This is a genomic window from Streptomyces sp. NPDC097981, assembly GCF_040302565.1.
Taxonomy (GTDB): domain Bacteria; phylum Actinomycetota; class Actinomycetes; order Streptomycetales; family Streptomycetaceae; genus Streptomyces.
Window position 1 is genome coordinate 72,499 of the sequence record NZ_JBEORW010000008.1, and the last position, 22,079, is coordinate 94,577.

Here is a 22,079-nt window from a genome sequence, read left to right on the forward strand (position 1 = left end):
TAGTTAGATTCGGTCGGGGGTGCGCTGAGCCGTTTTGGCGGCGAAGGGCACTGACGGCGGCTCGCTCGCCGACGCCTTCTGCGACGTCGATGCGGGTTTCGGCCGAGGCCTGCGATCCGTCACCGGGGTGTGCGTGTGGGCGCCTCCCGGATCTTGTGCACAGTTGACAAAGGGGCCCGCAGCGCTCGGCGGCCTATGACTCCGTGGGAACTGGACGTTCCAGTGGAGCGCCCTCTTTGAGGAACCGGGTGACCGCGTCCATGCGGTCGGAGAATCCGACCGGTGTGTGGTCCGCCAGGAGATCGAGGTGGTCGGCGGGCCAGGCGTGCGGGTTGCCCTTCAGGAGCACGAGGCTCGAAGGCGTAGTCTGCGCGTTCGATGCGCTGAACGAGGGACAGCGCGTGTTCCAGCCCTTGCTCCGAGCCGTCGACCGCCTGCACCAGGACTGTCCGCTTGGGCAGGTGGATGCGTGCGGGTGGCCACCCATCACTCCCTCGTGGTCGACACCTCCCGCGGTTCCTGAATCGACCTGGACGAACAGCGGGTCCGGGTGCTCGTGCTCGCAGGGGTCGTCGATGCCGGTGGTCACCACCACCCGTCCCGTGCGGTGGTTCGCGCCGACTGCGTGCCGGCGCCAGACGGTCGTCGCGTCCGGTGCCGGCACGGACCGTGGCTCATGCGGCTCACCCGAAGCCTGAGGTCGACTGGGTCCGGCCCGTGGTTGTCGGGGCCGCGGCCGGGGCGCCGCGTCGCCGGTAGACCAGGTACGGGCGGGCCAGGTATCCGATCGGCGCGCTCCACACGTGAACCAGCCGGGTGAACGGCCAGGCCGCGAAGAGCAGGAAGGCGCTCAGGGCGTGCAACTGGAACAGCAGTGGGGCCCCGGCGACGGCCTCGGGCCGGGGCTGGAGGACGAACAGGCCGCGGAACCACACGGAGACAGTCGAGCGGTAGTCGTATCCGGCACCGAACACGTTGTGGGCGGAAGTGGCGGTGATGCCCAGCACGACGGTGGCGGACAGCAGCGGGAAGAGGAGTTTGTCGCTGCGGTCGGTGCCGAGCCGGATGCGGCGGGTCAGCAGGCGGCGGGCACACAGCATGCCCAGCCCCGCGACCATGGCGACGCCTGCGACCGAGCCCGCCCACACGGCCGTGGTGTGGTACGCGTGCTCGGTGATGCCGACGGTGTCGGTCCACGAGTCGGGGATGGCGAGACCCACGACGTGCCCGGCGATCACCATGAAGGCGCCCACGTGGAACAGCGGACTGCCGAAGCGCAGCCACCGGTGTTCGAGGAGCTGGCTGGTGCGGGAGGTCCAGCCGAACTGGTCCTGCCGATAGCGCCAGACGTGCCCGACCGCGAAAACAGCGAGACAGACGTAGGGGACGGCGACCCACAGCAGGAGATCGGCGCCACGTGCGGATGCGGCGGCCGCGGCGGCGAGGGAGACGTTCATCGAGTGCCTTCCATACGGATGCTCGTCGAGGCGGGCGGAACACGGCTCGGCGGGGCGGGTGTCGGCGGCACGAAGGTGCCCGGCGGGGCGAACTCCCCGTCCCCGTAGGTCCCGTAGGGATCGAGGCCGACCTCCTCGTTCGGCGGACCCTCGGCGACGAGCTGCTCCACCGCCGCGCGGCCCGCCTCGGTGGGCGGCGGCAGCAGGGTGAGCAGTGCAGCCAGGACCTGCCGGTACGGGGAGTCGGCGTCGGCCAGCGCCCGGTGGATCAGTTCCAGCCCGCGCCGGTGCAGGCGCAGCGGTGCCTCGCCACCACCCGGGCCCACGAGGGCGGCGAACTCCAGCACGACCGGCAGGTGGTCGGGCAGCTCACCCCCGTCGGTGTCCCAGCCCGCGGCCTGGTAGCGCTGGTTCAAGGTGAGCAAGGCCATGCCCCGGCGGCGGGTGTCACCGTGCAGGTAGTAGGTGAGGTAGAGGCTGCTCTTGCGGCGCAGGTCGAACATCTCGACGTAGTGCCGCTCCAGCGCCTGTGGCTCCTGCTCGGCGAACCACACGGTGAAGGCGGCCAGGTGCCCGGCGGCGGGAGAGGCCGGTAGCGCTTCTGCGGTCGCCGTCAACGTCGGTCGGGCGGAGGTGAGTTCGGGGTCCGGGTACTGCAACAGTAGCGAGCACAGCCGTAGCAGCAGGGTGCGTGCCGCTGCCTCCTCGGGCGTGAGCCGGGACGGGCGGCGCACGGCCGCGCGGACTCGGGTGCGGACGAGAGCGGGAATCGTTGCGGGCAGCGGGCTCACGGTCGGCCTCCGGCGGGAGCTTCGGGCGTACGGCGGCGCAGGGTGGGAATGCCGAGCATCACATGTCGGCCACCGGCGTCCGCCGGCTCGCCGGAGGACCCGACCGGGCAGCGGTTCTCCATCGCGGTCAGGGCGGCGGCGTCTTCCTTGTGCGCGGCCGGGACGACATACCGGTCGGCGTACTTGGCGACGGCGAGCAGTCGGTGCAGGTCCTCCGCTTCGCGGTGGGTGAGGCCGACGGCCCTGAGCGCGGCCTCGTCGCCGGCCTCGCCGAGCGTGCGCTCGCGCATGTACGAGCGCAGCGCGGTGAGCTTCATCAACACGCCGGCGACGGCGTCGGTGTCTCCTGCGGTGAACAGTTCCGCCAGGTATTCCAGTGGGATGCGCAGTCGGGTGACGGCGGCGAAGACGTGGTCGGGGTCGTCCTGGTTGCCACCCGCCGCGTCGACGGCGTCCAGGACGGGGGAGAGGGGAGGCACGTACCAGACCATCGGCATGGTCCGGTACTCCGGGTGCAGCGGCAGCGCCACCTTGTACCGCATGGCCAGGTCGTACACGGGGGAGTGGCGGGCGGCGTCCATCCAGTCGTCCGGGATGCCCGACTCCCGTGCGGCCGCACGGACTTCGGGGTCGTGCGGGTCGAGGAAGACGTCGCGCTGAGCGCCAAGCAGGTCCCTCTCGCCCGGGGTGGCCGCGGCCTCGCCGACGCGGTCGGCGTCGTACAGCAGCAGCCCGAGGTAGCGCAGCCGTCCCACGCAGGTCTCGGAGCAGACGGTGGGCTGGCCGGACTCGATGCGGGGAAAGCAGAAGGTGCACTTCTCGGCCTTGCCGGTGGCGTGGTTGACGTACACCTTCTTGTACGGGCAAGCCGTCACGCACATCCGCCAGCCGCGGCAGCGGTCCTGGTCGACCAGGACGATGCCGTCCTCGAACCGTTTGTACATCGCGCCCGAGGGGCAGGCCGAGACGCAGGCCGGGTTGAGGCAGTGCTCGCACAGGCGGGGCAGGTGGAAGAGGAAGGTCTGCTCGAACTCGAACTTGACCTTCTGCGCCCACTCCCCGGTGAGGTTGGGGTCGCCGCCGGCGTGCTCGGTTGCGCCGCCGAGGCCGTCCTCCCAGTTGGCGCCCCAGGTGATGGCGGTGGCCTTGCCGGTGAGGACGGAGCGGGGGCGGGCGACGGGGATGTCCTTCTGGGCAGGGGCGTTGACGAGGTTGTCGTAGTCGTAGGTGACCGGCTCGTAGTAGTCCTCGATGGACGGCAGGTCGGGGTTGGAGAAGAGGGACAGAATCCGCTTGATCCTCCCGCCGGAGCGCAGGACGAGACGCCCGCGCTTGTCGAGCATCCAGCCGCCCTTCCACTGCTCCTGGTCCTCGTAGCGGCGGGGGTATCCGACACCGGGCTTGGTCTCGACGTTGTTGAACCAGGCGTACTCGACGCCGGTGCGGTTGGTCCACGTCTGCTTGCAGGTGACCGAGCAGGTGTGGCAGCCGATGCACTTGTCGAGGTTCATCACCATCGCCATCTGTGCCATGACGCGCATGTCAGTACTCCACATCCTGCGAGCGACGGCGGATGACGGTGACCTCGTCGCGCTGGTTGCCGGTCGGGCCGTAGTAGTTGAAGGCGTAGGTGAACTGTGCGTAGCCGCCCGCTAGATGGGTGGGCTTGAGCAGCAGTCGGGTCAGCGAGTTGTGGATGCCGCCCCGCTTGCCGCTGACCTCGGTCTTCGGCACGTTCACATTGCGGTCCTGGGCGTGGTACATGTACACCGTGCCTTCCGGCATGCGGTGGGTGACCACGGCCCGGGCGGCGACGACGCCGTTGCGGTTGTACGCCTCGATCCACTCGTTGTCCCTGACCCCGATCTTCTCGGCGTCGATGGCGGACATCCAGATCGTGGGCCCACCGCGGGACAGGTCGAGCATGTACTTGTTGTCCTGGTAGTTCGAGTGGATGGACCACTTCGAGTGCGGGGTCAGATAGCGGACAGTGACCTCGGCGCGGCCATTGTCGTTGAGGTGCTCCTCGCCGTAGTGCTTGGGTGTGTTCAACGATGGCCGGTACACGGGGAGTTGCTCGCCCAATTCCGTCATCCAGTCGTGCTGGACGAAGAAGTGCTGGCGTCCGGTGAGCGTGTGCCAGGGCTTCTTGTGTTCGGTGTTGATGACGAAGGGGGAGTAGCGGCGGCCTCCGGTCTCCGAGCCGGACCACTCGTAGGAAGTCATCACGGAGCGGGGCTGGGTACGGGTGTCGGCGAAAGTGATCCGCTCGGCCTCCCGCTCGGAGGCCAGCTCCACCAGGCCCTCGCTGCCGGTCTGCCGCTCGAGCTCCTTGAAGCCTTCGGTGGCGAGGCGTCCGTTGGTGGTGCCGGACAGGGCGAGGATCGCTTCGCACATGTGGGACGCGGTGGCGAGCGAGGGCCGTCCGGCAGCGACTCCGTCCCTGACGGTGCCGTTGCGGCGCCGGAGGTCGTCGATCTCCTGGTTCGGGTGGACGGTGATGCCCTTGGTGGTGGTGCCCAGGGTGTCGAGCAGCGGACCGACGGCGCGCATCTTCTGTGCGATCGCGGCGTAGTCCCGTTCGATGACGACCAGCTTCGGCATGGTCCTCCCGGGGACCGGTTCGCACTCGCCGGTCTTCCAGTCCCGTACGACCCCGCCGGGCTGGGCGAGTTCGTCAGGGGTGTCGTGCAGCAGCGGCACCGCGAGGACGTCGGTACGGGTGCCGAGGTGCTCGGCGGCCAGTTCGCTGAACCGGTCGGCGACGGTGAGGAAGGTGTCGTAGTCGGTGCGGGCTTGCCAGGGCGGGGCGATGGCGGGAGTGAAGGCGTGCACGAAGGGGTGCATGTCCGTGCTGGACAGGTCGTCCTTCTCGTACCAGGTCGCGGCCGGGAGGACGACGTCGGCCAGCAGGCCGGTGGAGGTCATCCGGAAGTCCATGCAGACCAGCAGGTCGAGTTTGCCCTCGGGTGCCTCCTCGCGCCACACCACGTCCTTCGGCCGGTGCTCGGGCATGGTCTCCTCGGAGCGGACGGTCGAGTCGGTGCCCAGCAGGTGGCGCAGGAAGTACTCGTTGCCCTTGCCGGAGGAGCCGAGCAGGTTGGCCCGCCACACGGTCAGCACGCGGGGGAAGTTGGCCGGGTCGTCGGGGTCCTCGGCGGCGAACCGCAGGCGCCCGGACTTCAGCTCGTCGACGATGTGCTCGGCGACCGGCCGGCCCGCCCGCGCGGCTTCGTCCGTCAGATCGAGGGGGTTGCGGTTGAAGCCGGGGTGGCCGGGCGTCCACCCCAGACGCACGGCCTGCGCCAGGCAGTCGGCGAACCCCTTGCCCGCGAATCGCCCTTCCCCGAGTGGGGAGGCCAGTTCATCGGGCCCGAACGCCTCGTAGCGCCACTGGTCGGTGTTCAGGTACCAGTAGGAGGTGCCGGCCATGTGCCGGGTGGGCCGCTGCCAGTCGAAGGCGAACGACAGGTGCTGCTGTCCGGTGACCGGGCGGACCTTTTCCTGGCCGACGTAATGTGCCCAGCCGCCGCCGTTGACGCCCTGACAGCCGGTCATGGTGGTCAGCGCCAGGAAGGCGCGGTAGATGGTGTCGGAGTGGAACCAGTGGTTGGTGCCGGCGCCCAGCGCGATCATGGACCGGCCGTTCGTGCGCTCGGCGTTGCGGGCGAACTCCCGGGCGATCCGGGCGGCCTGCTCGGCGGGGACAGAGGTGATCGTCTCTTGCCAGGCCGGGGTGTACGGCTCGCAGGCGTCCTCGTAGGACGAGGGCCAGCTGCCCGGAAGACCGGGGCGCTGCACCCCGTACTGCGCGAGCATGAGGTCGAAGACGGTGGTGACGAGGCGCCCGCCGATCCGGCGCACCGGCACGCCGCGCACCATGACCGAGCCGCCTTCCGTGGCGCCCTCGTCGAAACGGGGCAGGGCGATCTCGACGGTGTCATCGGCGTGTTCGATGAGGCTCAATTCCGGGACGACGCCGTCCAGGTCGAGGTTCCAGCGGCCTTGCCCGGCCTCCCCCCAGCGGAAGCCGAGCGAGCCGCCGGGGACCACCAGCTCGCCGGTGGCCCGGTCGAGGAGGACGGTCTTGAAGTCGGCGTGCTCTTCGTCGTGGCCGAGGTCGGCGGCGGTCAGGAACCCGTCCGGGACGAGACCGCGGTCGTGCTCGCGCAGGGCCACCAGGAACGGCGCGTCGGTGAACGCGCGCAGGTAGTCCTGGAAGTACGGCACTTCACGGTCGACCAGGAACTCGCGCAGAATCACGTGCCCCATGGCCATCGCCAGCGCGCCGTCCGTACCGGGGTGCGGGGCCAGCCACTCGTCCGCGTGCTTGACGTTGTCGGCGTAGTCGGGGCTCACGGCGACCACCTTGGTGCCGTTGTAGCGGGTCTCGGTCAGGAAGTGCGCATCGGGCGTGCGGGTCACGGGGATGTTCGAGCCCCACATGATCAGATAGCCCGCGTTCCACCAGTCCGCCGCCTCGGGGACGTCCGTCTGGTCACCGAAGACCTGCGGCGAGGCGATCGGCAGGTCCGCGTACCAGTCGTAGAACGACAGCAGGGTGCCACCGATCAGCGAGTGGAACCGCGCTCCCGCTGCGAACGACGCCATTGACATCGCCGGGATCGGCGAGAAGCCCGCGACACGGTCGGGACCGTACGCCTTGACGGTGTGCACCTGGGCCGCGGCGATCAGCTCGGACACCTCGTCCCAGTCCGCACGTACCAGCCCGCCCTTGCCACGGGCCCGCTTGTACGTCCGCGCCTTGGCGGGATCGGAGGTGATCTCGGCCCAGGCCGCCACCGGGTCACCGAGCCGCTTACGGGCCTCGCGCCACAGCTTCAGCAGTGCGCCTCGCACGTACGGGTAGCGCACCCGGCCGGGGGAGTACGTGTACCAGGAGAACGAGGCTCCACGGGGGCAGCCGCGCGGCTCGTACTCGGGGCAGTCCGCACCGATCGACGGGTAGTCGGTGGCCTGGTGCTCCCAGGTGATGATGCCGTCCTTGACGTACACCATCCACGAGCAGGACCCGGTGCAGTTCACCCCGTGCGTGGAGCGCACCACCCTGTCGTGCGTCCACCGGTCCCGGTAGAAGCCCTCCCACTTGCCCTCGTTCTCCCCGAACACGGCGCGCCCGTCGGCAGATACCTCGCTGCGCGTGAGCAGCCTGCGGGCCGCCAGCGGCCAGCCTTCTGCGGCGTGCGACTTCCGCTGCCGTGCCTTCTGATCGTTCTCCATGGCCAGGACGCTAGGCGGGGCAGGGCATCCGACACCCGGGGCTGGTGGTCCTTGGCAGATGGCCTACCGGCCCCGTGCTGCTGCTGGCAATAGGGACCAATGGTCCCGGTGCCGGGTCCGAGGCCGGGCGATGGAGAGGGCAGCGGGCGATGCCGACAGGGCCACGTCGTGGCAGGGCCCGGTCGGCTCCCCGTGATCACAGCCTTGGAAGGGGCCGACAGCGGGGACGTCCGGTTCATCCGGCCATGGCCCCCGCTGGCCACCTGCCCCGCGCTCGCCGCGGGGCGCCTCACTGCGCGCCGGGCGTTCCCCCGAGTTCGCGGCCGGTGACCATCTCGGACTCGATCCGTACGAACACCGCGTCCCGCAAGGGCATCCAGGAGCTGGGGTCGGTCTGGGACAACCGTTCGTGTTCGGCGGGATCGGTCACCCTCGTGGCCCGCCCGGTGACGACCACACTCCAGCCGGACCGGGTCGCCGCATCGAATTCGTCCGCCTCGAAGGCGACCACGACGCCGTCGATGGCGTGGACGAGATCCGAGGCCGGTGAGGTGTACAGCAGCACGGAGGCGTCCGTGTCCAGGGAGAAGTTGATGGGCAGGACCGCGGGCAGTGCCTGTCGGGTGTACACCACGCGGCCGACCGGCACCTTGGCCAGCAGGCGCAAGCACTCCCGCCGGTCGAGTGCGCGAAAGCCGTCCGTCTGGAACATCAGTCCATCGTCCCCCGCGGGAGCTGTGTGGGGGTAGGGCCGACCGGCCCTACCCCCACACAGCTCCCGGACCGCCGATTGCAGCCGCTGTTTCGCCGCGGCCGCGTTGGCAACCTGTTGCCCGGGTCCGAATCCGGGCCTGTCCGGCCCCCGACAGGGACTGATGGCCCGTGCTGGCGGTGGCCCCGGATGCGGACAGTGGTCACCGGACGCCGTTGGGCAGGCAAAGAGCCCCTGCCGTGCGTATGCGATCCCGGTGGCGCCCCAACACCACGCAGAGGAAAGAGATGGACAACATGGTCCAGCCGTTGAAGCCGAAGACTGACAGATCACCGTCAGGTGCTCCGGTAATACCACGCCAGGCGTGGCTGATTCTGGCCCTGGCCACGATCGGTTTCGCCGTGAACTTCTGGGCGTGGGCGCTGCTCAGCCCCCTCGGTCCCCGGTTCAAGGACAGCCTCGACCTGTCGTCATTCGAGCAGTCGCTCCTGGTGGCGGTGCCCGTCGTGGTCGGCTCCCTGGGCCGCATCCCGGTCGGCGCGCTGACCGACCGGTTCGGCGGCCCGGGTCATGTTCCCGATCGTGTCGGCCGTCACCATCATTCCGGTGCTCTACCTCGGCCTGGCCGGACACTCCTCCCTTCCCGCGCTGCTGAGCGGAGGGTTCTTCCTCGGCATCGGCGGCACCGCCTTCGCCGTCGGCGTGCCCCTCGTCAACGCCTGGTTCCCGCCCGAGCGGCGTGGCATGGCCATCGGCGTCTTCGGCGCCGGCATGGGCGGCACCGCCATCAGCGCCCTGACCACGGTCAAGCTCGTAGACGCCGACAGCATGGCGACCCCGTTCCTGATCACCGCCGCGATGCTCGCCGCGTACGCCATGGCCGCCGCCCTGCTGCTGCGCGACGCACCCGGACGCACCGTGCCGACCGAGCCCCTGGCCCGCCGGCTGGCCGCGACCGCCCGCCTCGGCATCACCTGGCAGGCGTCCGCGTTGTACGCGGTCGCGTTCGGTGGCTACGTCGCCTTCTCCGTCTACCTGCCCACCTACCTCAGGACCGGCTATGGCCTGACCCAGGCCGACGCCGCGAACCGCATGGCCGGGTTCGTGCTGCTGGCGGTGGCGATGCGTCCGATCGGAGGCTGGCTGTCGGACCGCATCGGCCCGGTCCGGGTGCTGGCCGGCTCGCTGGCCGTGGTCGTGGCCGGCGCCGTGGCCCAGTCGTTCACCCCGCCCCTGGCCCCGGTCGGCACCATCGCCTTCCTGGCCATGGCCGCCGCACTCGGCGCCTGCAGCGGAGCGGCCTTCGCCCTGGTGGCCCTGCTCACTCCCGCCAACCAGGTCGGCTCGGTCACCGGTGCCGTCGGCGCCGCGGGCGGCCTGGGCGGCTTTCTCCCGCCTCTGGTGATGGGCTCCCTCTACGGCGAGTACGGAACCTACGCGGCCGGTCTCGTACTGCTCGCGGTCGTCGGTACAGCAGCGCTGGCCTGCACCCTCACCGTTGTCCGCTCCGCTGTCCGCGATGGCCACCGGGCTCCGCGCACCGGCCGGGGACGCCGGCACCGCACCCCACAGACCACCGTGTGACCCCACGCAGCTGACAGGCACGAACCGGACAGGAAGGGAGAGACGGCGGTGTGCGAGTACTGCGGCTGCCAGGCGCACGCTGAGACCACCGAGCCGCTGCTCTCCCACCTGCTGCCGGAAGCCGGTCGTCCGCCCTCTCGTCCGATGCCGCAGGCCGCCTTCCTCAGCGCTCTGGCTGCCCCGGTACGGGCTTCAGACTTCGGCTTGGGTGGGGAGCGGCACCGTCCATTCCACGATGGTGCCGGTGGGCTCGTTCGGGGTGAGGGTGAAGCTGCCGCCGAGATCGGTGGCGCGTCGGCGGAGGTTGTCCAGGCCGCTGCGGCGGGTGACCGACGGGTCGATGCCGGTGCCGTTGTCGGCGACGCGCAGGTGGAGCCGGCTGCCGTCCGTCTCGGCGGTGACCTCGACGGCGGTGGCGTGTGCGTGCCGGGCGGTGTTCGAGAGGGTTTCGCGCAGGACTGCCAGCAGGTGCTCGGCATGGTCGGCGGGGACGTCGGTGTCCAGCAGGCCGGTCATGCGCAGGGCGGGGGCGAAGCCGACTACGGCGGCGGCCTGGTCGGTCTCGGCCAGCAGTTTTCCCCGCAGCCCACCGCGGGCGTCGGCGCGGTCGCGTTCGCGCAGTGCGTAGATCGTGCCGCGCACGGTCTTGATGGTGTCGTCGAGGTCGTCGACGACCCGCTGGACACGCTCGGCGACTTGGGGCCGGTCGGCGATGCGGCCGAGGACCGAGTTCAGGGTGAGCCCGGAGGCGAACAGCCGTTGGATAGCCAGGTCGTGCAGGTCGCGGGCGATGCGGTCGCGGTCGCTCAGGACCATGAGCTGCTCGGCCTCGCGCCGGTGCTCGGCGATCTCCAGGGCGAGTGCGGCCTGGTCGGCGAACCCGCTGATCATGGCCATGGTGGCCTCGGAGAACTCTGTGCCGTCAGGCAGGTTGGCGACTTGCAGAACCCCGCGCACGTCCTCGCCACCGCCCAGCGGGAGCAGGAATCCCGGCCCCAGGTCGATTCGTGCCGCAGAGCCGCCCCCGGACTGCGGCTCGTCGGACAGGGAACCACTGGCGATCCGCTGGTTGGAACGGTAGACTTTCGCGGCCAGTGTGGCGGCCGGCAGGACCAGCCCGCGCACCTGCTCAGCGCCGTCGCCCTCGGCGGCCTCGATCACCAGCTCCTCGCCGCCGTCCAGCGGCACCGCCAGCGTTACCAGATCAGCGCAGGACAGCCTTCTGACGGTGGCGGCGACCTGGTGCAGGACCCGGTCCGGGTCGGTGCCCGACAGCAAGCTGCGGGTCAGATCGCTGCTTGCCGCCAGCCACTGCTCCCGGCGCCGGGTGTCCTCGTACAGGCGGGCGTTGTCGATCGCGACGCCGGCCGCGGCCGCGAGTGTGCGCAGCACCGCCTCGTCGTCCTCGTCGAACTGCGCGCCACCCCGCTTGTCGGTCAGGTACAGGTTGCCGAAAACCTGGTCGCGCACGCGCACCGGTGCCCCCAGGAACGTGGTCATCGGCGGATGCCCCGCGGGGAAGCCCACCGAGTGGGGATGGCGGCCCAGGTCGGCCAGGCGTAGCGGCTCCGGTTCGCGGATCACCAGCCCGAGGATGCCCTGCCCCTCGGGATAGTGACCGATCGCCTCGATGGTGTCCTCATCCATGCCGACCGTGATGAACTGCCGGATCTTCCCCTCTTCGCCGATCACTCCCAGGGCCCCGTACTGGGCGTCCACCAGTGTCACGGCGGACTCGGTGATCCGGCGCAGCACCACGTCGAGATCCAGATCCGTGCCGATGGAGAGAACCGCGTCCAGCAGCGTGTGCACCCGGTCGCGTGTCGCCCGGACCTGTTCCACCTGTGCCTGCAGGCCTTCCAGCAGCTCGTCCAGCCGTAGTTGGGGCGCCGCCGGGACGCCCTTCCGCCCCTGTGTCGGACTCTCCGCCATCCCCGCTCCCTCCGGAAAAGGTGCCACCCCATCATGCCCCGGATGGCCCTGTCATCGCCCGAACGCATGTGTTACATGCGGCCGTCGCGGCAGCCAAGATCCTACGGCCCTCCGACACCCGTGCGGATCACCGTGCTGCCGATGGCGGCGTTGATGAGCGGGACGACCGCGATGACGATGGCGTCCTTGATGATCGCGGTCTGACGGCCGGGCACGGCCGGCCTCATGGCCCCGCAGGCAGCGGCCCGCTGTTCGGCGTCCGCCGAGACCGGGTCCCGGCCGGGTCCACGCCGAGGCCGGAAACACCCCTCGGCGGCCTGCCGCCGCAAAGGCGGCTGTGCAGGGGTGTTTGCCGGGGACACGATCACTCCGTGCCGCGGACGACGGCGACGGGGCCGGTGCGTGCGGTGCAGCAGTGCCTGGTTGACCGAGCCGAGCAGCAAGCCGGTGAAGCCGCCCCGGCTCCGCGCCGACCACCATCGGCTGGGCCTCCCGGCCAGCGTCGATCAACGCGTTGCGCATCCGGAGAGCGCACCGGGCGCCGCTCCACGGCGACCTGCGAACAGGCCTCCTGACAAGGGGCCACCGCCTGGTCCGGAAGGTGCTGTTCGTCAACCACGAGGGCGACCGGATCGGACTCGTCGCCCAGCGCTCCGGCGACTTCGAGCTGGTCGTCTACCCGGGTGTCGGCCCCGACGAAGCCCGGCCGGTGCTCCGGCTCGCCGGCGAGGAGGCCGACCCTCTCGCCGAGATCCTCGGAGCACCGGGCATCGTGGGACGGTTCGCCCACCTCACCCGCGAGGTACCCGGCCTGAACGCCGGGCAGGCCGAGGTCCGCCCCGGCAGCCCGTTCGCCGGCCGCATGCTGGGGGAGACCTGGGCCAGGACCCGCACCGGCACCGCAGACGCGCCGTCAGAGGGCCTGCAGACCATGGGCCACGAACACCGCGCGAGCCGAAGCCATCTGGTCGCAGGTGGGCACAGGAGTGTCCGAGAGCGTGAATTCCAGGCCGAGCGCACGCCACTTCTCCGTGCCGAGCTTGTGGAACGGGAGCACGTCGACCCGCGTGACGTTGCCGAGCGAGGCGGTGAACGCGGCGACGCCCTCCAGGTTCTCCTCGGCGTCGGTGAGGCCGGGGACGAGGACGAAGCGCACCCACACGTCCTTGCCGAGGTCGGCCAGGCGCCGGGCGAAGTGCAGGGTCGGATCCAGCTCCTGGCGGGTCAGGTGCCGGTACAGCACCCGGTCCCAGGACTTGATGTCCAACAGCACGAGATCGGTGTCGGAGAGCATCGCTGCGGTGGCGCGGGCGCCGAGGAAGCCGGAGGTGTCCAGCGCGGTGTGCAGGCCGAGTTCGTGTTTGAAACGGTGCAGGAGCTCGCCGGTGAGGACCGGCTGGAGCAGTGGTTCGCCGCCGCTGACGGTGGCTCCGCCTCCGGAGACCCGGATGAAATCCACGTACTTGGCGGCCTCGCGGACGATCGCGTCCGCGGAGGCACGCCGACCGTCCCGCATCTGTCGGGTGTCGGGATTGTGGCAGTACAGGCAGCTCAGCGGGCAGCCGGCGAGAAACGCGACGAAGCGGGTGCCCGGGCCGTCGACGCCGGTGGACAGGTCCCAGGAATGGAACATTCCGTCGACCGGGCGGCGCGTGGCGGCGGCCGGTGTGGCCGCCGTCGCCACGCGGTCCGGCGGGCATACGGGAACAACGGGTTCGGCCATGACGGTCTCCGGAAACGGTGGATGTCGGCGCCCGGCGCCCGGCGCCCGGGGAGGGCGGCGGCATCACGTGGATGGTCGCGCCTACAGCGCGTCGTGGAAGGTCCGGCCGATCACATCGAGCTGCTGCTCGCGGGTGAGGCGGACGAAGTTGACCGCGTAGCCGCTGACCCGGATGGTCAGCTGTGGGTACTTCTCGGGGTGCTCCATGGCATCCAGGAGCGTGGCGCGGTTCAGGACGTTGACGTTCATGTGGAAGCCGCCGACGCTCATGTAGCCGTCCAGCACGCCCGCGAGGTTGGCGATCCGCTCCTCGGGGGCGCGGCCCAGCGCGTCCGGGCTCACGGTGCTGGTGAGCGAGATGCCGTCCTCGGCGTGCTCGTACGGCAGTTTGGCGACCGACAGCGCGCTGGCGATGTAGCCGTGCCGGTCGCGGCCGTTCATTGGGTTGGCGCCCGGGGAGAAGGGTTCGCCGGCGCGGCGGCCGTCGGGGGTGTTGCCGGTCTTCTTGCCGTAGACCACGTTGGAGGTGATGGTCAGGACCGACTGGGTGTGCTCGGCGTTCCGGTAGGTCGGGTGCCCCCGCACCTTCCTCATGAACTCCTCGACCAGCCGGACGGCGATCTCGTCGACACGGTCGTCGTTGTTGCCGAAGGCCGGGTAATCGCCCTCGACGGTGAAGTCGGTGGCGAGGCCGGTCTCGTCCCGGTGGACGGTGACCTTGGCGTGCTTGACGGCCGAGAGGGAGTCGGCGGCCACCGAGAGGCCGGCGATGCCGCAGGCCATCGTGCGGCGTACGTCGCGGTCGTGCAGCGCCATCTCGATGCGCTCGTACGCGTACTTGTCGTGCATGTAGTGGATGACGTTCAGTGCGTGGACGTAGACGTTCGCGAGCCACTCCATCTGCTCGTCGAACTTCGCCATCACCTCGTCGTAGTCGAGGATTTCGGAGGTGATGGCGCCGGTGTCGGGTCCGACCTGGGCGCCGGACTGCTCGTCGCGGCCGCCGTTGACTGCGTACAGGAGGGTCTTGGCGAGGTTCACGCGGGCGCCGAAGAACTGCATCTGCTTGCCGACGGGCATCGCCGAGACGCAGCAGGCGATGGCGGTGTCGTCGCCGAAGCGCGGGCGCATCAGCTCGTCCGACTCGTACTGCACGGAGGAGGTGTCGATGGAGACCTTCGCACAGAACTCCTTGAAGCCCCGCGGGAGCTGCGGCGACCAGAAGACGGTCATGTTCGGCTCGGGGGCGGGGCCGAGGTTGTAGAGGGTCTGGAGGTAGCGGAAGGAGGTGCGGGTGACCAGTGGGCGGCCGTCCTCGCCCATGCCGGCGATGGACTCGGTGACCCAGGTGGGGTCGCCGGAGAACAGTCCGTCGTACTCGGGTGTGCGCAGGAAGCGGACGATGCGGAGCTTGATGATGAAGTCGTCGACCAGTTCCTGGGCCCGCTCCTCGGTGAGCAGGCCGGACTCGATGTCCCGCTGGAGGTAGACGTCGACGAAGGTGGAGGTGCGGCCCAGCGACATGGCCGCGCCGTTCTGCTCCTTCACGGCGGCGAGATAGGCGAAGTACAGCCACTGGATGGCCTCGCGTCCATTGGTGGCCGGACCGCAGATGTCGTAGCCGTAGGAGGCGGCCATGGCCTTCAGCTCGCCGAGCGCCCTGATCTGCTCGGAGAGCTCCTCGCGCAGCCGGATGGTCTCCTCCGGCGAGCGGGGTCCGGCGGGGAGGACGTCCAGCTCCGCCTTCTCCTCCTTCTTCACCGCGATGAGGCGGTCCACGCCGTAGAGCGCGACGCGGCGGTAGTCGCCGATGATGCGGCCACGGCCGTAGGAGTCCGGGAGGCCGGTGACGACGCCGGCCTTGCGGGCGGCGCGGATCTCGGGGGTGTAGGCGTCGAAGACACCGGCGTTGTGGGTCTTGCGGTACTCGGTGAAGACCTTCTCCAGCTCCGGTGAGACCGGGTACCCGTAGGTCTTCAGCGCGCCCTCGACCGTCCGCCAGCCACCGTACGGCATGATCGCCCGCTTCAACGGAGCGTCGGTCTGCAGGCCGACGATCAGCTCCCGGTCCCGGTCGATGTACCCGGGCGCATGGGCGGTGATGGTGGAGGGGACGTCGTGGGCCACGTCGTACACGCCCCTGGCGCGTTCCTCGGGGAATCGGTCGGTGATCTGCTTCCAGACCCCGAGCGTCCGGGCGGTGGGGCCGGTCAGGAAGGCGCCCCCGCCCTCGTACGGGGTGTAGTTGTGCTGGATGAAGTCCCGGACGTCGACAGTGTCGCGCCACGCGTCGCCCTTGAACTCGTCCCAGGCACCCCGGGCGGTCGTCTCCGCCTGTCGCACAGCCATATCTCGCTCCCGTCTCGAATCGCTTCGCCGCCGTGGTGGCGGGTCGACAGGCCCCGGCCTTCCGTGACTCCCTGGAGATCGGGGCTGGTGGTCCTCAGGCCTGGTCGCCGTAGTAGGCCTGGCGCATCAGCTGCTGCATGTCGGCGAGCATCGGCATGCGCGGGTTGGCCGGGGCGCACTGGTCTTCGTAGGCGTTCATCGCCTGCTGCGGAAGGGCCGCCAGGAAGGCGGCCTCGTCCACGCCGACCGCTTTGAACGAGCCAGGGATGCCCACCTTGTCGCGCAGCTCCTCCACAGCCCGGGCCAGTGACTCGACTCCCTGCTCAGGGGTCGCGGCGGGGAGGCCGAGCAGATGCGCGATCTGCTGGTACCGCTCGGGTGCCGCGTAGTGCCGGTACTTGGGCCAGCTGGTGACCTTGGTGGGCGCTGCGCCGTTGTAGCGGATCACGTGTGGGAGCAGCAGGGCATTGGTGCGGCCGTGGGAGACGTGGAAGGTGGCGCCGAGGGTGTGCGCCATGGCGTGCACCACGCCCAGGAAGGCCGAGCCGAACGCCATGCCGGCGATGGTGCCGGCGTTGTGCATCTTCTCCCGGGCCGCCGGGGCGCGCGGGCCGTCGGCCACCGCCCGCTCCAGGCTGCCGAAGATCAGTTTGATCCCCTGGAGCGCCAGCCCGTCGGTGAAGTCGTTCGCGTAGACCGAGACGTAGGTCTCGATGCAGTGGGTGAGGGCGTCGAAGCCGGAGTCGGCGGTGACGTCCTTGGGCAGGTGGGTGGTCAGTGCCGGGTCGCAGATGGCGACGCCGGGAGTGAGGGCGTAGTCGGCCAGCGGGTACTTCTGGCCGGTCTCCGAATCGGTGATCACCGCGAACGGGGTGACCTCGCTGCCGGTGCCCGAAGTCGTAGGGACGCACACCAGCGTCGCCTTCTCACCGAGGTCGGGGAAGGTGAAGGCGCGCTTGCGGATGTCGAAGAACTTCTCTTTCAGGTCGGTGAATTCGACGTCGGGGTGCTCGTACATCAGCCACATCACCTTGGCCGCGTCCATCGGCGAGCCGCCGCCGAGCGCGATGATGGTGTCCGGCCGGAAAGCGCGCATCAGCTCGGCGCCCCTGCGCACCGTGTCGATGCTCGGGTTCGGCTCGACGAAGTCCGCCACCCGTACCTCGACCGGCTCGCAGCGGCGGTCCAGGATGCCGCGCACCCGTTCCAGGTGTCCGACCTCCACCATGGTCCGGTCCGTCACGATCACGATCCGGTGCACATTCGGCATGCTCGCCAGGTACTTGACGGAGTTGCGCTCGAAGTAGATCTTCGGCGGGACTTTGAACCACTGCATGTTGGTGTTGCGCCGCCCGATCCGCTTGATGTTGACGAGGTTCAGAGCCGAGACGTTCCCGGCCACCGAGTTGTGCCCGTAGCTGCCGCAGCCGAGAGTCAGCGAGGGAACGAACGCGTTGTAGACGTCGCCGATACCGCCCTGCGAGCTGGGCGCGTTCCAGATGATCCGGCACGCCTTCACGGCGTGCCCGGACTCCTCGGCGAACGCCTCGTCCTCGGTGTGCACCGCGGCCGAGTGCCCGAGCCCGTTGAACTCGACCATCGAGGCGGCCAGTTCGACCCCCTGGGCGCGACTGCCCGCGGTCAGTACGGCGAGTACCGGGCAGAGCTTCTCGCGGGTGAGCGGCTCATGCGGCCCGACCCCGGTCACGTCCGCCAGGATCACCGAGGTGTCGGCCGGCACCGTGAAGCCGGCCGCTTCGGCGATCTGCGCGGCCGAGCGGCCCACCACCGAGGCGTTCAACCGGTCACCGGCGCAGGAGTTCCCGTCACCGGCGCCGAACAGGTACCGCTCCAGCAGCGTCTTCTCCCAGGCGCTCGCGTGGTGCGCCTTCAGCTTCCGGAACTCGGCGAGCGCCGCGTCGCGGATTTCCCCGTCCAGGATCACCGCCTGCTCCGAGGCGCAGATCATTCCGTTGTCGAAGGACTTGGACAGCACGATGTCGTTGACCGCGCGCCGGACATCGGCGCTCCTCTCGACGTATGCGGGAACGTTGCCGGCCCCGACGCCGAGAGCCGGCTTTCCGCAGCTGTACGCCGCCCGGACCATGGCGTTGCCGCCCGTGGCCAGGATGGTGGCCACATCCTGGTGGTTCATCAGTTCATGCGTGGCGCCCATGGACGGCTCGTCGATCCACTGGATGCAGTGCTCGGGGGCACCGGCCGCGATCGCGGCGTCCCGTACGATCCGAGCCGCCTCGGCCGAGCAGCGCTGTGCCGAGGGGTGGAAGGCGAAGACGATCGGGTTGCGGGTCTTCAGCGCCAGCAGGCACTTGAAGATCGTGGTCGACGTGGGGTTGGTCACCGGCGTGATGCCCGCGACCACGCCGACCGGCTCGGCGATCTCGACGATCCCGTCGATCTCGTCCCGGCGCACCACCCCGACGGTCTTCGTCCTGGCCATCACATGGGTGACGTTCTCGCAGGCGAAGACGTTCTTGACCGCCTTGTCCTCGAACACACCCCGACCGGTCTCCTCCACCGCCAGCACCGCCAGCCGGGTGTGCGCGGCCAGCGCGGCCAGCGACGCCTTCTTGACGATGTGGTCCACCTGCTGCTGGGTGAACGGCCCGTACGCCGTGAGGGCCGTCAGCGCGTGGCCGACCATTGCGCCGACGGCGGAGGGGGCGGTGGTCGCGGGCCGTACGGTGCCCGGGGCCTCGGCCACGGCGGGTGGAGCGCTCGCGGGTGCGGTCCTCTGCTGGGTCTCCGGGCGGCGGGGCATGGTGGGCCACCTTTCGGTCGTCATACCGTCTCAGGCGCTGTCGGTGTCATGCGCGCCTCTGTCCTGAAGCCTGCCGCGTTACCGCCCGGCCGGGAGGCCGCCGTTGGGGCACGGCTTCGGGCCGAAGGTCCCTGATCCGCCGCCCGGCCGCGGCCGTGTTGCCGGCGCGGGCAGCCGGGGCGGCATCGGCCGCGGCCCGGGCGCCGCGGTCGCCCCCGGCCGTCGCCACTTCAGTCGTGCGGTACGACCGCGACCGGGCTGTGCGCGTGGTGCAGGACGGCATGGGCCACGGTCCCCAGCCGGTGTACCGCCGCCCGGAGGGCGGGCGTACGCCGGCCCACCACGACGAGGGAGGCTGCCCGGGAGGCCTCGACGAGCGCCCGGCCGGCCGGGTGGGCGGTGATCTCGGTCTCCACACGGACCTCGGGGAACTTGTCGTGCCAGCAGGCCAGCGCGTCCTGGAGGCGCACCAGCTCCGCCTCTGCCAGGGAGTCCCTGATCTCACACTGGTCGAGCGGGGCCCGTGTCACGTACGGGCCGGTCGGCAGTGCGCGGCTCTCCACCGCGCGGAGGGTGGCACCGCGGCAGGCCGCCTGCTCGAAGGCGAAGGCGAGCACCTCGTCACCAAGGCGGTCACCGTCGACCCCCACCACGACGTCACCCGCCGCCCCGGCCCCGCCGTCCGGGTCGGCCCGCACGAGTACGACCGGGCAGAGCGCGTGGGCCGCGACATGGAGCCCGACCGAGCCGACCAGCATCCCGGTGAAGCCGCCGAGCCCGCGCGAGCCGAGGACGAGCAACCCCTCCCGCTCGCCTGCCGCCGCGAGGGCGTAGGGCGGACTGCCGCCCATCCGCACGCACGACAGCTCCAGGCCGGGCAGCGCGGCTGCGATGCGGTCCCGAACGGAGAGCACCGACGGCGGAAGGCAGTCCTCCGCGCTCTCCGGCTGCGCCCGCGTCCCGTTCTCGGCGGCCCCGACGTGAACCAGTCGGAGCCTTCGACCGCTCCGACAGGCCTCGGTGGCCGCCCACTCAGCCGCCGCCCGGCTCTGCGCCGAGCCGTCGATCCCCACCACCACTGAGTGCGACATGTCGCGTCCTCCCTCGCCCCGGCGTGCCGCGGACCTCCCGCAGCCCGGCTGTCCGGCACAGCCTCGCCCCGCGCCCACGACCCGGGGCAGGGGCCGAGCAGCCCCGGTCCTGCCCCGAAGGTCCCTGAGGCGGGTCCGACTTGCCCAGGCGCAGCGGCTGACGGGCGGATGCGCGGCCCGACGGCGCTCCTTGCCACGAGCCCCTGAGGTGGACGGCATGCCGAGGAGGTCACGGGGGTACAGGCGATGCGTCGGCCCGGATGCCGCGGATGCGGCTGGACGAGATCTCGGACGATCTCCGGGCGCGCATCGGCGCCGTACGCGGCTCTCGCCCGGCACCGGCTCCACACCGGGGCCGGACGGTCCCGACGCACGCGGCCGCGGTGCGCGGGTGAGGGGACGAAGGTTTCCGAAGGAGGGCCCTGAACTCCCTGACAATTCCTGTCGAACGGATGGTGTCCCGAAGCCGGACAGGGCCGATCGGCCCTGTCCGTCCGGCCTGGGGAAAGGCAGCATGAGGAGTCTGTTCGCATTCCGGACAGCCAGGCCGAGGAGAAAATGTGATGACGGATGAGGGTGCCCCCTCCACCGCGCGGACGCCGATCAGCGTCTTCCTGCTCGACGACCACGAGGTCGTGCGCCGTGGTGTGCACGATCTGCTGGACGCCGAGCCCGATCTGACCGTGGTCGGTGAAGCGTCCACGGCACAGCAGGCACTGGTCCGCATCCCCGCGCTGCGTCCCCAGGTGGCGATCCTGGACGTGCGGCTGCAGGACGGTGACGGCGTGAGCGTGTGCCGTGAGCTGCGCTCGCGGATGCCGGGGCTGGCCTGCCTGATGCTCACGTCGTTCGACGACGAGGAGGCGCTGCTGGACGCGGTGATGGCGGGGGCCTCCGGCTACGTGCTCAAGCAGATCTCCGGCACCGACCTGGTGACCGCCGTCCGGGCGGTGGCCTCCGGGCAGTCGATGCTCGATCCGGGAGCCACCGCGCGCCTGATGGCCCGCATGCGAGGCGACGCACCCAAGGAGGAGCAGGTTCCCGGGCTTCCCGGTCTCACCGACCGGGAGAGGGAGATCCTCGTCCTGGTCAGTGAGGGTCTCACCAACCGTGAGATCGGCAAGCGGCTCTACCTCGCCGAGAAAACCGTCAAGAACATCATCTCCCGTCTCTTCGCAAAGCTCGGCGTGGAGCGGCGGGTCCAGGCCGCGGTGCTCGCCAGCCACGCGCTGACCCCGCACGGCCGTCACCTTGTGCCGACAGCCGAGTAGCCGGGCGGGTGCCCCTCGTCGGTGCCGCGCGCGGGCAGTGGGCGCGCGGCACCGGTATGCGGCTCAGCCGTGCGGAACGACCGCGACGGGGCAGCGCGCGAGGTGGAGCGCTGCATGGGCCACCGAACCGATCCGCATGCCCACGTGCGACTGCCGGCGCCGGCGCCCGACGACGAGCAGCCCGGCCTGGGAGGCCGTGGTCAGCAGCACCTCCGCGCCGCTGCCCATCTCGACGTGCTCGACGACCTTGACGTGGGGGTACTTGTCCCGCCACGGCTCCAGCGCCTGGGCGAGTGCGGCCTTCTCGTACGGTTCCAGGCCGCCGAACTGGTCGGCGACCCACATCGATCCGGGGCTGTAGGCGTAGACCGGGGGCAGGTTCCATGCCCGCACCGCGCGCACGACGGCGTTGCGGGAGGCGGCCGTCTCGAAGGCGAACCGCAGAACCTCGCCGGACTCCTCCACCCCGCCCTGCTGACCGACCACGATCTCGCCCTGTCCCGCTCCGAGACCTTGTGCCTCCTTTGCGTGGCGTACCGAGACGACGGGGCACTGGGCGGCGGCGATGACCTGCTGACCGTGGGAGCCCAGCAGGAATCCGAGGACGGCGCCGTGGCCGCGGGAGCCGAGGACCAGTGTTTCCGCCGCCCGGCCGGCTTGAAGCAGGGCCGGTACCACCGCGTCCTCGACCAGATCAGCGGTGAGGTCGAGCTGCGGATAGCGGTCGGCCAGGTCTTCCTCGGCCGCCTTCAGGATGTCCCGCACCCGGGCCGCCTCGGTGGCGCGTTCCTGGGCCAGAGGAAGTTCGAGCGGCTGCCACAGCCAGGCATGTACGATCCGCAGCCGTGCGTTCCGACGCACGGCTTCCTGGGCCCCCCAGTCCGCGGCGGCCAGGCTTTCGGAGGATCCGTCCACACCGACGACGAGGGTGCGTGTCACGGCTGGTCCTTTCGTAACGATGCCCAAGGCATCGGGAAACCGGTTCAGGGAAGCGTGTGGCACCGGGCCGAGGGCAACCGTTGCCACCGGGATTGACGTTCCCGCTGCTGCCTTCGGGCACAAAAGGGCCGACAGTCCCTCTCTTCGGGCCGGTCCCCTGTCGCCCGCCGGCCCACGGGCCGGTCGGGCCCGGACGGGGACTACAGG

General features: G+C 70.5%; 13 protein-coding genes and 2 pseudogenes. 3 read left to right on the top strand and 12 right to left on the bottom strand.

Annotated features, from left to right (window positions below; translation table 11 throughout):
- Positions 1-193 precede the first annotated feature (193 nt).
- The 6 genes from ABTY04_RS10375 to ABTY04_RS10400 all read right to left on the bottom strand — a co-directional run bounded on the left by ABTY04_RS10375 (position 194) and on the right by ABTY04_RS10400 (position 8,201).
- Positions 194-664: a hypothetical protein gene (locus ABTY04_RS10375; protein WP_352212932.1), complete on the bottom strand. Its 471-nt coding sequence runs from the start codon at positions 662-664 to the stop codon at positions 194-196.
- Positions 665-683: 19 nt separating this feature from the next.
- A complete protein-coding gene (narI, locus tag ABTY04_RS10380) occupies positions 684-1,457 on the bottom strand; it encodes a respiratory nitrate reductase subunit gamma (RefSeq protein WP_352212933.1) in 774 nt (257 codons plus the stop codon).
- The gene (narJ, locus tag ABTY04_RS10385; protein ID WP_352212934.1) at positions 1,454-2,248 is read right to left on the bottom strand and encodes a nitrate reductase molybdenum cofactor assembly chaperone; all 795 of its coding nucleotides are present in this window, start codon (positions 2,246-2,248) and stop codon (positions 1,454-1,456) included. Before narJ ends, narI begins: the two co-directional genes overlap by 4 nt.
- Entirely contained in the window at positions 2,245-3,789 is a 1,545-nt protein-coding gene (gene narH / locus ABTY04_RS10390) for a nitrate reductase subunit beta (protein ID WP_352212935.1), read from the bottom strand. The genes narJ and narH overlap by 4 nt, the downstream gene beginning before the upstream one ends.
- A 1-nt stretch (position 3,790) precedes the next feature.
- Positions 3,791-7,489: a nitrate reductase subunit alpha gene (locus ABTY04_RS10395; protein WP_352212936.1), complete on the bottom strand. Its 3,699-nt coding sequence runs from the start codon at positions 7,487-7,489 to the stop codon at positions 3,791-3,793.
- Between the two features lie 289 nt (positions 7,490-7,778).
- A complete protein-coding gene (locus ABTY04_RS10400; protein WP_352212937.1) occupies positions 7,779-8,201 on the bottom strand; it encodes a pyridoxamine 5'-phosphate oxidase family protein in 423 nt (140 codons plus the stop codon).
- Positions 8,202-8,488: 287 nt separating this feature from the next.
- Between ABTY04_RS10400 and ABTY04_RS10405 the strand changes: the two are divergent.
- Positions 8,489-9,785, top strand: a pseudogene (locus tag ABTY04_RS10405) (nitrate/nitrite transporter).
- Between the two features lie 192 nt (positions 9,786-9,977).
- On the opposite strand, the gene ABTY04_RS10410 reads toward ABTY04_RS10405, so the two are convergent.
- Entirely contained in the window at positions 9,978-11,717 is a 1,740-nt protein-coding gene (locus tag ABTY04_RS10410; protein ID WP_352212938.1) for a sensor histidine kinase, read from the bottom strand.
- Positions 11,718-12,318: 601 nt separating this feature from the next.
- Here ABTY04_RS10410 and ABTY04_RS41120 point away from each other — a divergent pair.
- Positions 12,319-12,423 (top strand): annotated as a pseudogene (locus ABTY04_RS41120) (cation:proton antiporter regulatory subunit); the annotation flags it as partial.
- A 207-nt stretch (positions 12,424-12,630) separates the two neighbouring features.
- Here ABTY04_RS41120 and pflA read toward each other — a convergent pair.
- The 4 genes from pflA to ABTY04_RS10435 form a co-directional block, all read right to left on the bottom strand.
- Complete coding sequence (pflA, locus tag ABTY04_RS10420) at positions 12,631-13,440, bottom strand: pyruvate formate-lyase-activating protein (RefSeq protein ID WP_352212939.1); 810 nt, start codon at positions 13,438-13,440, stop codon at positions 12,631-12,633.
- 81 nt (positions 13,441-13,521) lie between these two features.
- Positions 13,522-15,789 (bottom strand): formate C-acetyltransferase, encoded by a 2,268-nt coding sequence (gene pflB / locus ABTY04_RS10425; RefSeq protein WP_352212940.1) that lies wholly within the window; start codon positions 15,787-15,789, stop codon positions 13,522-13,524.
- 94 nt (positions 15,790-15,883) lie between these two features.
- Positions 15,884-18,571 carry a bifunctional acetaldehyde-CoA/alcohol dehydrogenase gene (gene adhE / locus ABTY04_RS10430; RefSeq protein ID WP_352212941.1) on the bottom strand — a complete coding sequence of 896 codons (2,688 nt, stop codon included), beginning with the start codon at positions 18,569-18,571 and terminating at the stop codon, positions 15,884-15,886.
- A gap of 230 nt (positions 18,572-18,801) precedes the next feature.
- Positions 18,802-19,662, bottom strand: coding sequence for a universal stress protein (locus ABTY04_RS10435; RefSeq protein ID WP_352212942.1), 861 nt, complete (start codon positions 19,660-19,662; stop codon positions 18,802-18,804).
- 563 nt (positions 19,663-20,225) lie between these two features.
- On the opposite strand from ABTY04_RS10435, the gene ABTY04_RS10440 reads away from it, so the two are divergent.
- Complete coding sequence (locus ABTY04_RS10440; protein ID WP_352212943.1) at positions 20,226-20,933, top strand: response regulator; 708 nt, start codon at positions 20,226-20,228, stop codon at positions 20,931-20,933.
- A 63-nt stretch (positions 20,934-20,996) separates the two neighbouring features.
- Here ABTY04_RS10440 and ABTY04_RS10445 read toward each other — a convergent pair whose 3' ends face one another.
- A complete protein-coding gene (locus tag ABTY04_RS10445; RefSeq protein WP_352212944.1) occupies positions 20,997-21,872 on the bottom strand; it encodes a universal stress protein in 876 nt (291 codons plus the stop codon).
- Positions 21,873-22,079: the final 207 nt, after the last annotated feature.

What these genes read in the sequence shown, in the direction of transcription:
- ABTY04_RS10400 (WP_352212937.1), bottom strand. Translation starts at nt 8,201, where the DNA reads ATGTTCCAGACGGACGGCTTTCGCGCACTCGACCGGCGGGAGTGCTTG.
- narI (WP_352212933.1), bottom strand. Translation starts at nt 1,457, where the DNA reads ATGAACGTCTCCCTCGCCGCCGCGGCCGCCGCATCCGCACGTGGCGCC.
- ABTY04_RS10410 (WP_352212938.1), bottom strand. Translation starts at nt 11,717, where the DNA reads ATGGCGGAGAGTCCGACACAGGGGCGGAAGGGCGTCCCGGCGGCGCCC.
- narH (WP_352212935.1), bottom strand. Translation starts at nt 3,789, where the DNA reads ATGCGCGTCATGGCACAGATGGCGATGGTGATGAACCTCGACAAGTGC.
- ABTY04_RS10440 (WP_352212943.1), top strand. Translation starts at nt 20,226, where the DNA reads ATGACGGATGAGGGTGCCCCCTCCACCGCGCGGACGCCGATCAGCGTC.
- pflA (WP_352212939.1), bottom strand. Translation starts at nt 13,440, where the DNA reads ATGGCCGAACCCGTTGTTCCCGTATGCCCGCCGGACCGCGTGGCGACG.
- ABTY04_RS10435 (WP_352212942.1), bottom strand. Translation starts at nt 19,662, where the DNA reads ATGTCGCACTCAGTGGTGGTGGGGATCGACGGCTCGGCGCAGAGCCGG.
- pflB (WP_352212940.1), bottom strand. Translation starts at nt 15,789, where the DNA reads ATGGCTGTGCGACAGGCGGAGACGACCGCCCGGGGTGCCTGGGACGAG.
- adhE (WP_352212941.1), bottom strand. Translation starts at nt 18,571, where the DNA reads ATGCCCCGCCGCCCGGAGACCCAGCAGAGGACCGCACCCGCGAGCGCT.
- ABTY04_RS10395 (WP_352212936.1), bottom strand. Translation starts at nt 7,489, where the DNA reads ATGGAGAACGATCAGAAGGCACGGCAGCGGAAGTCGCACGCCGCAGAA.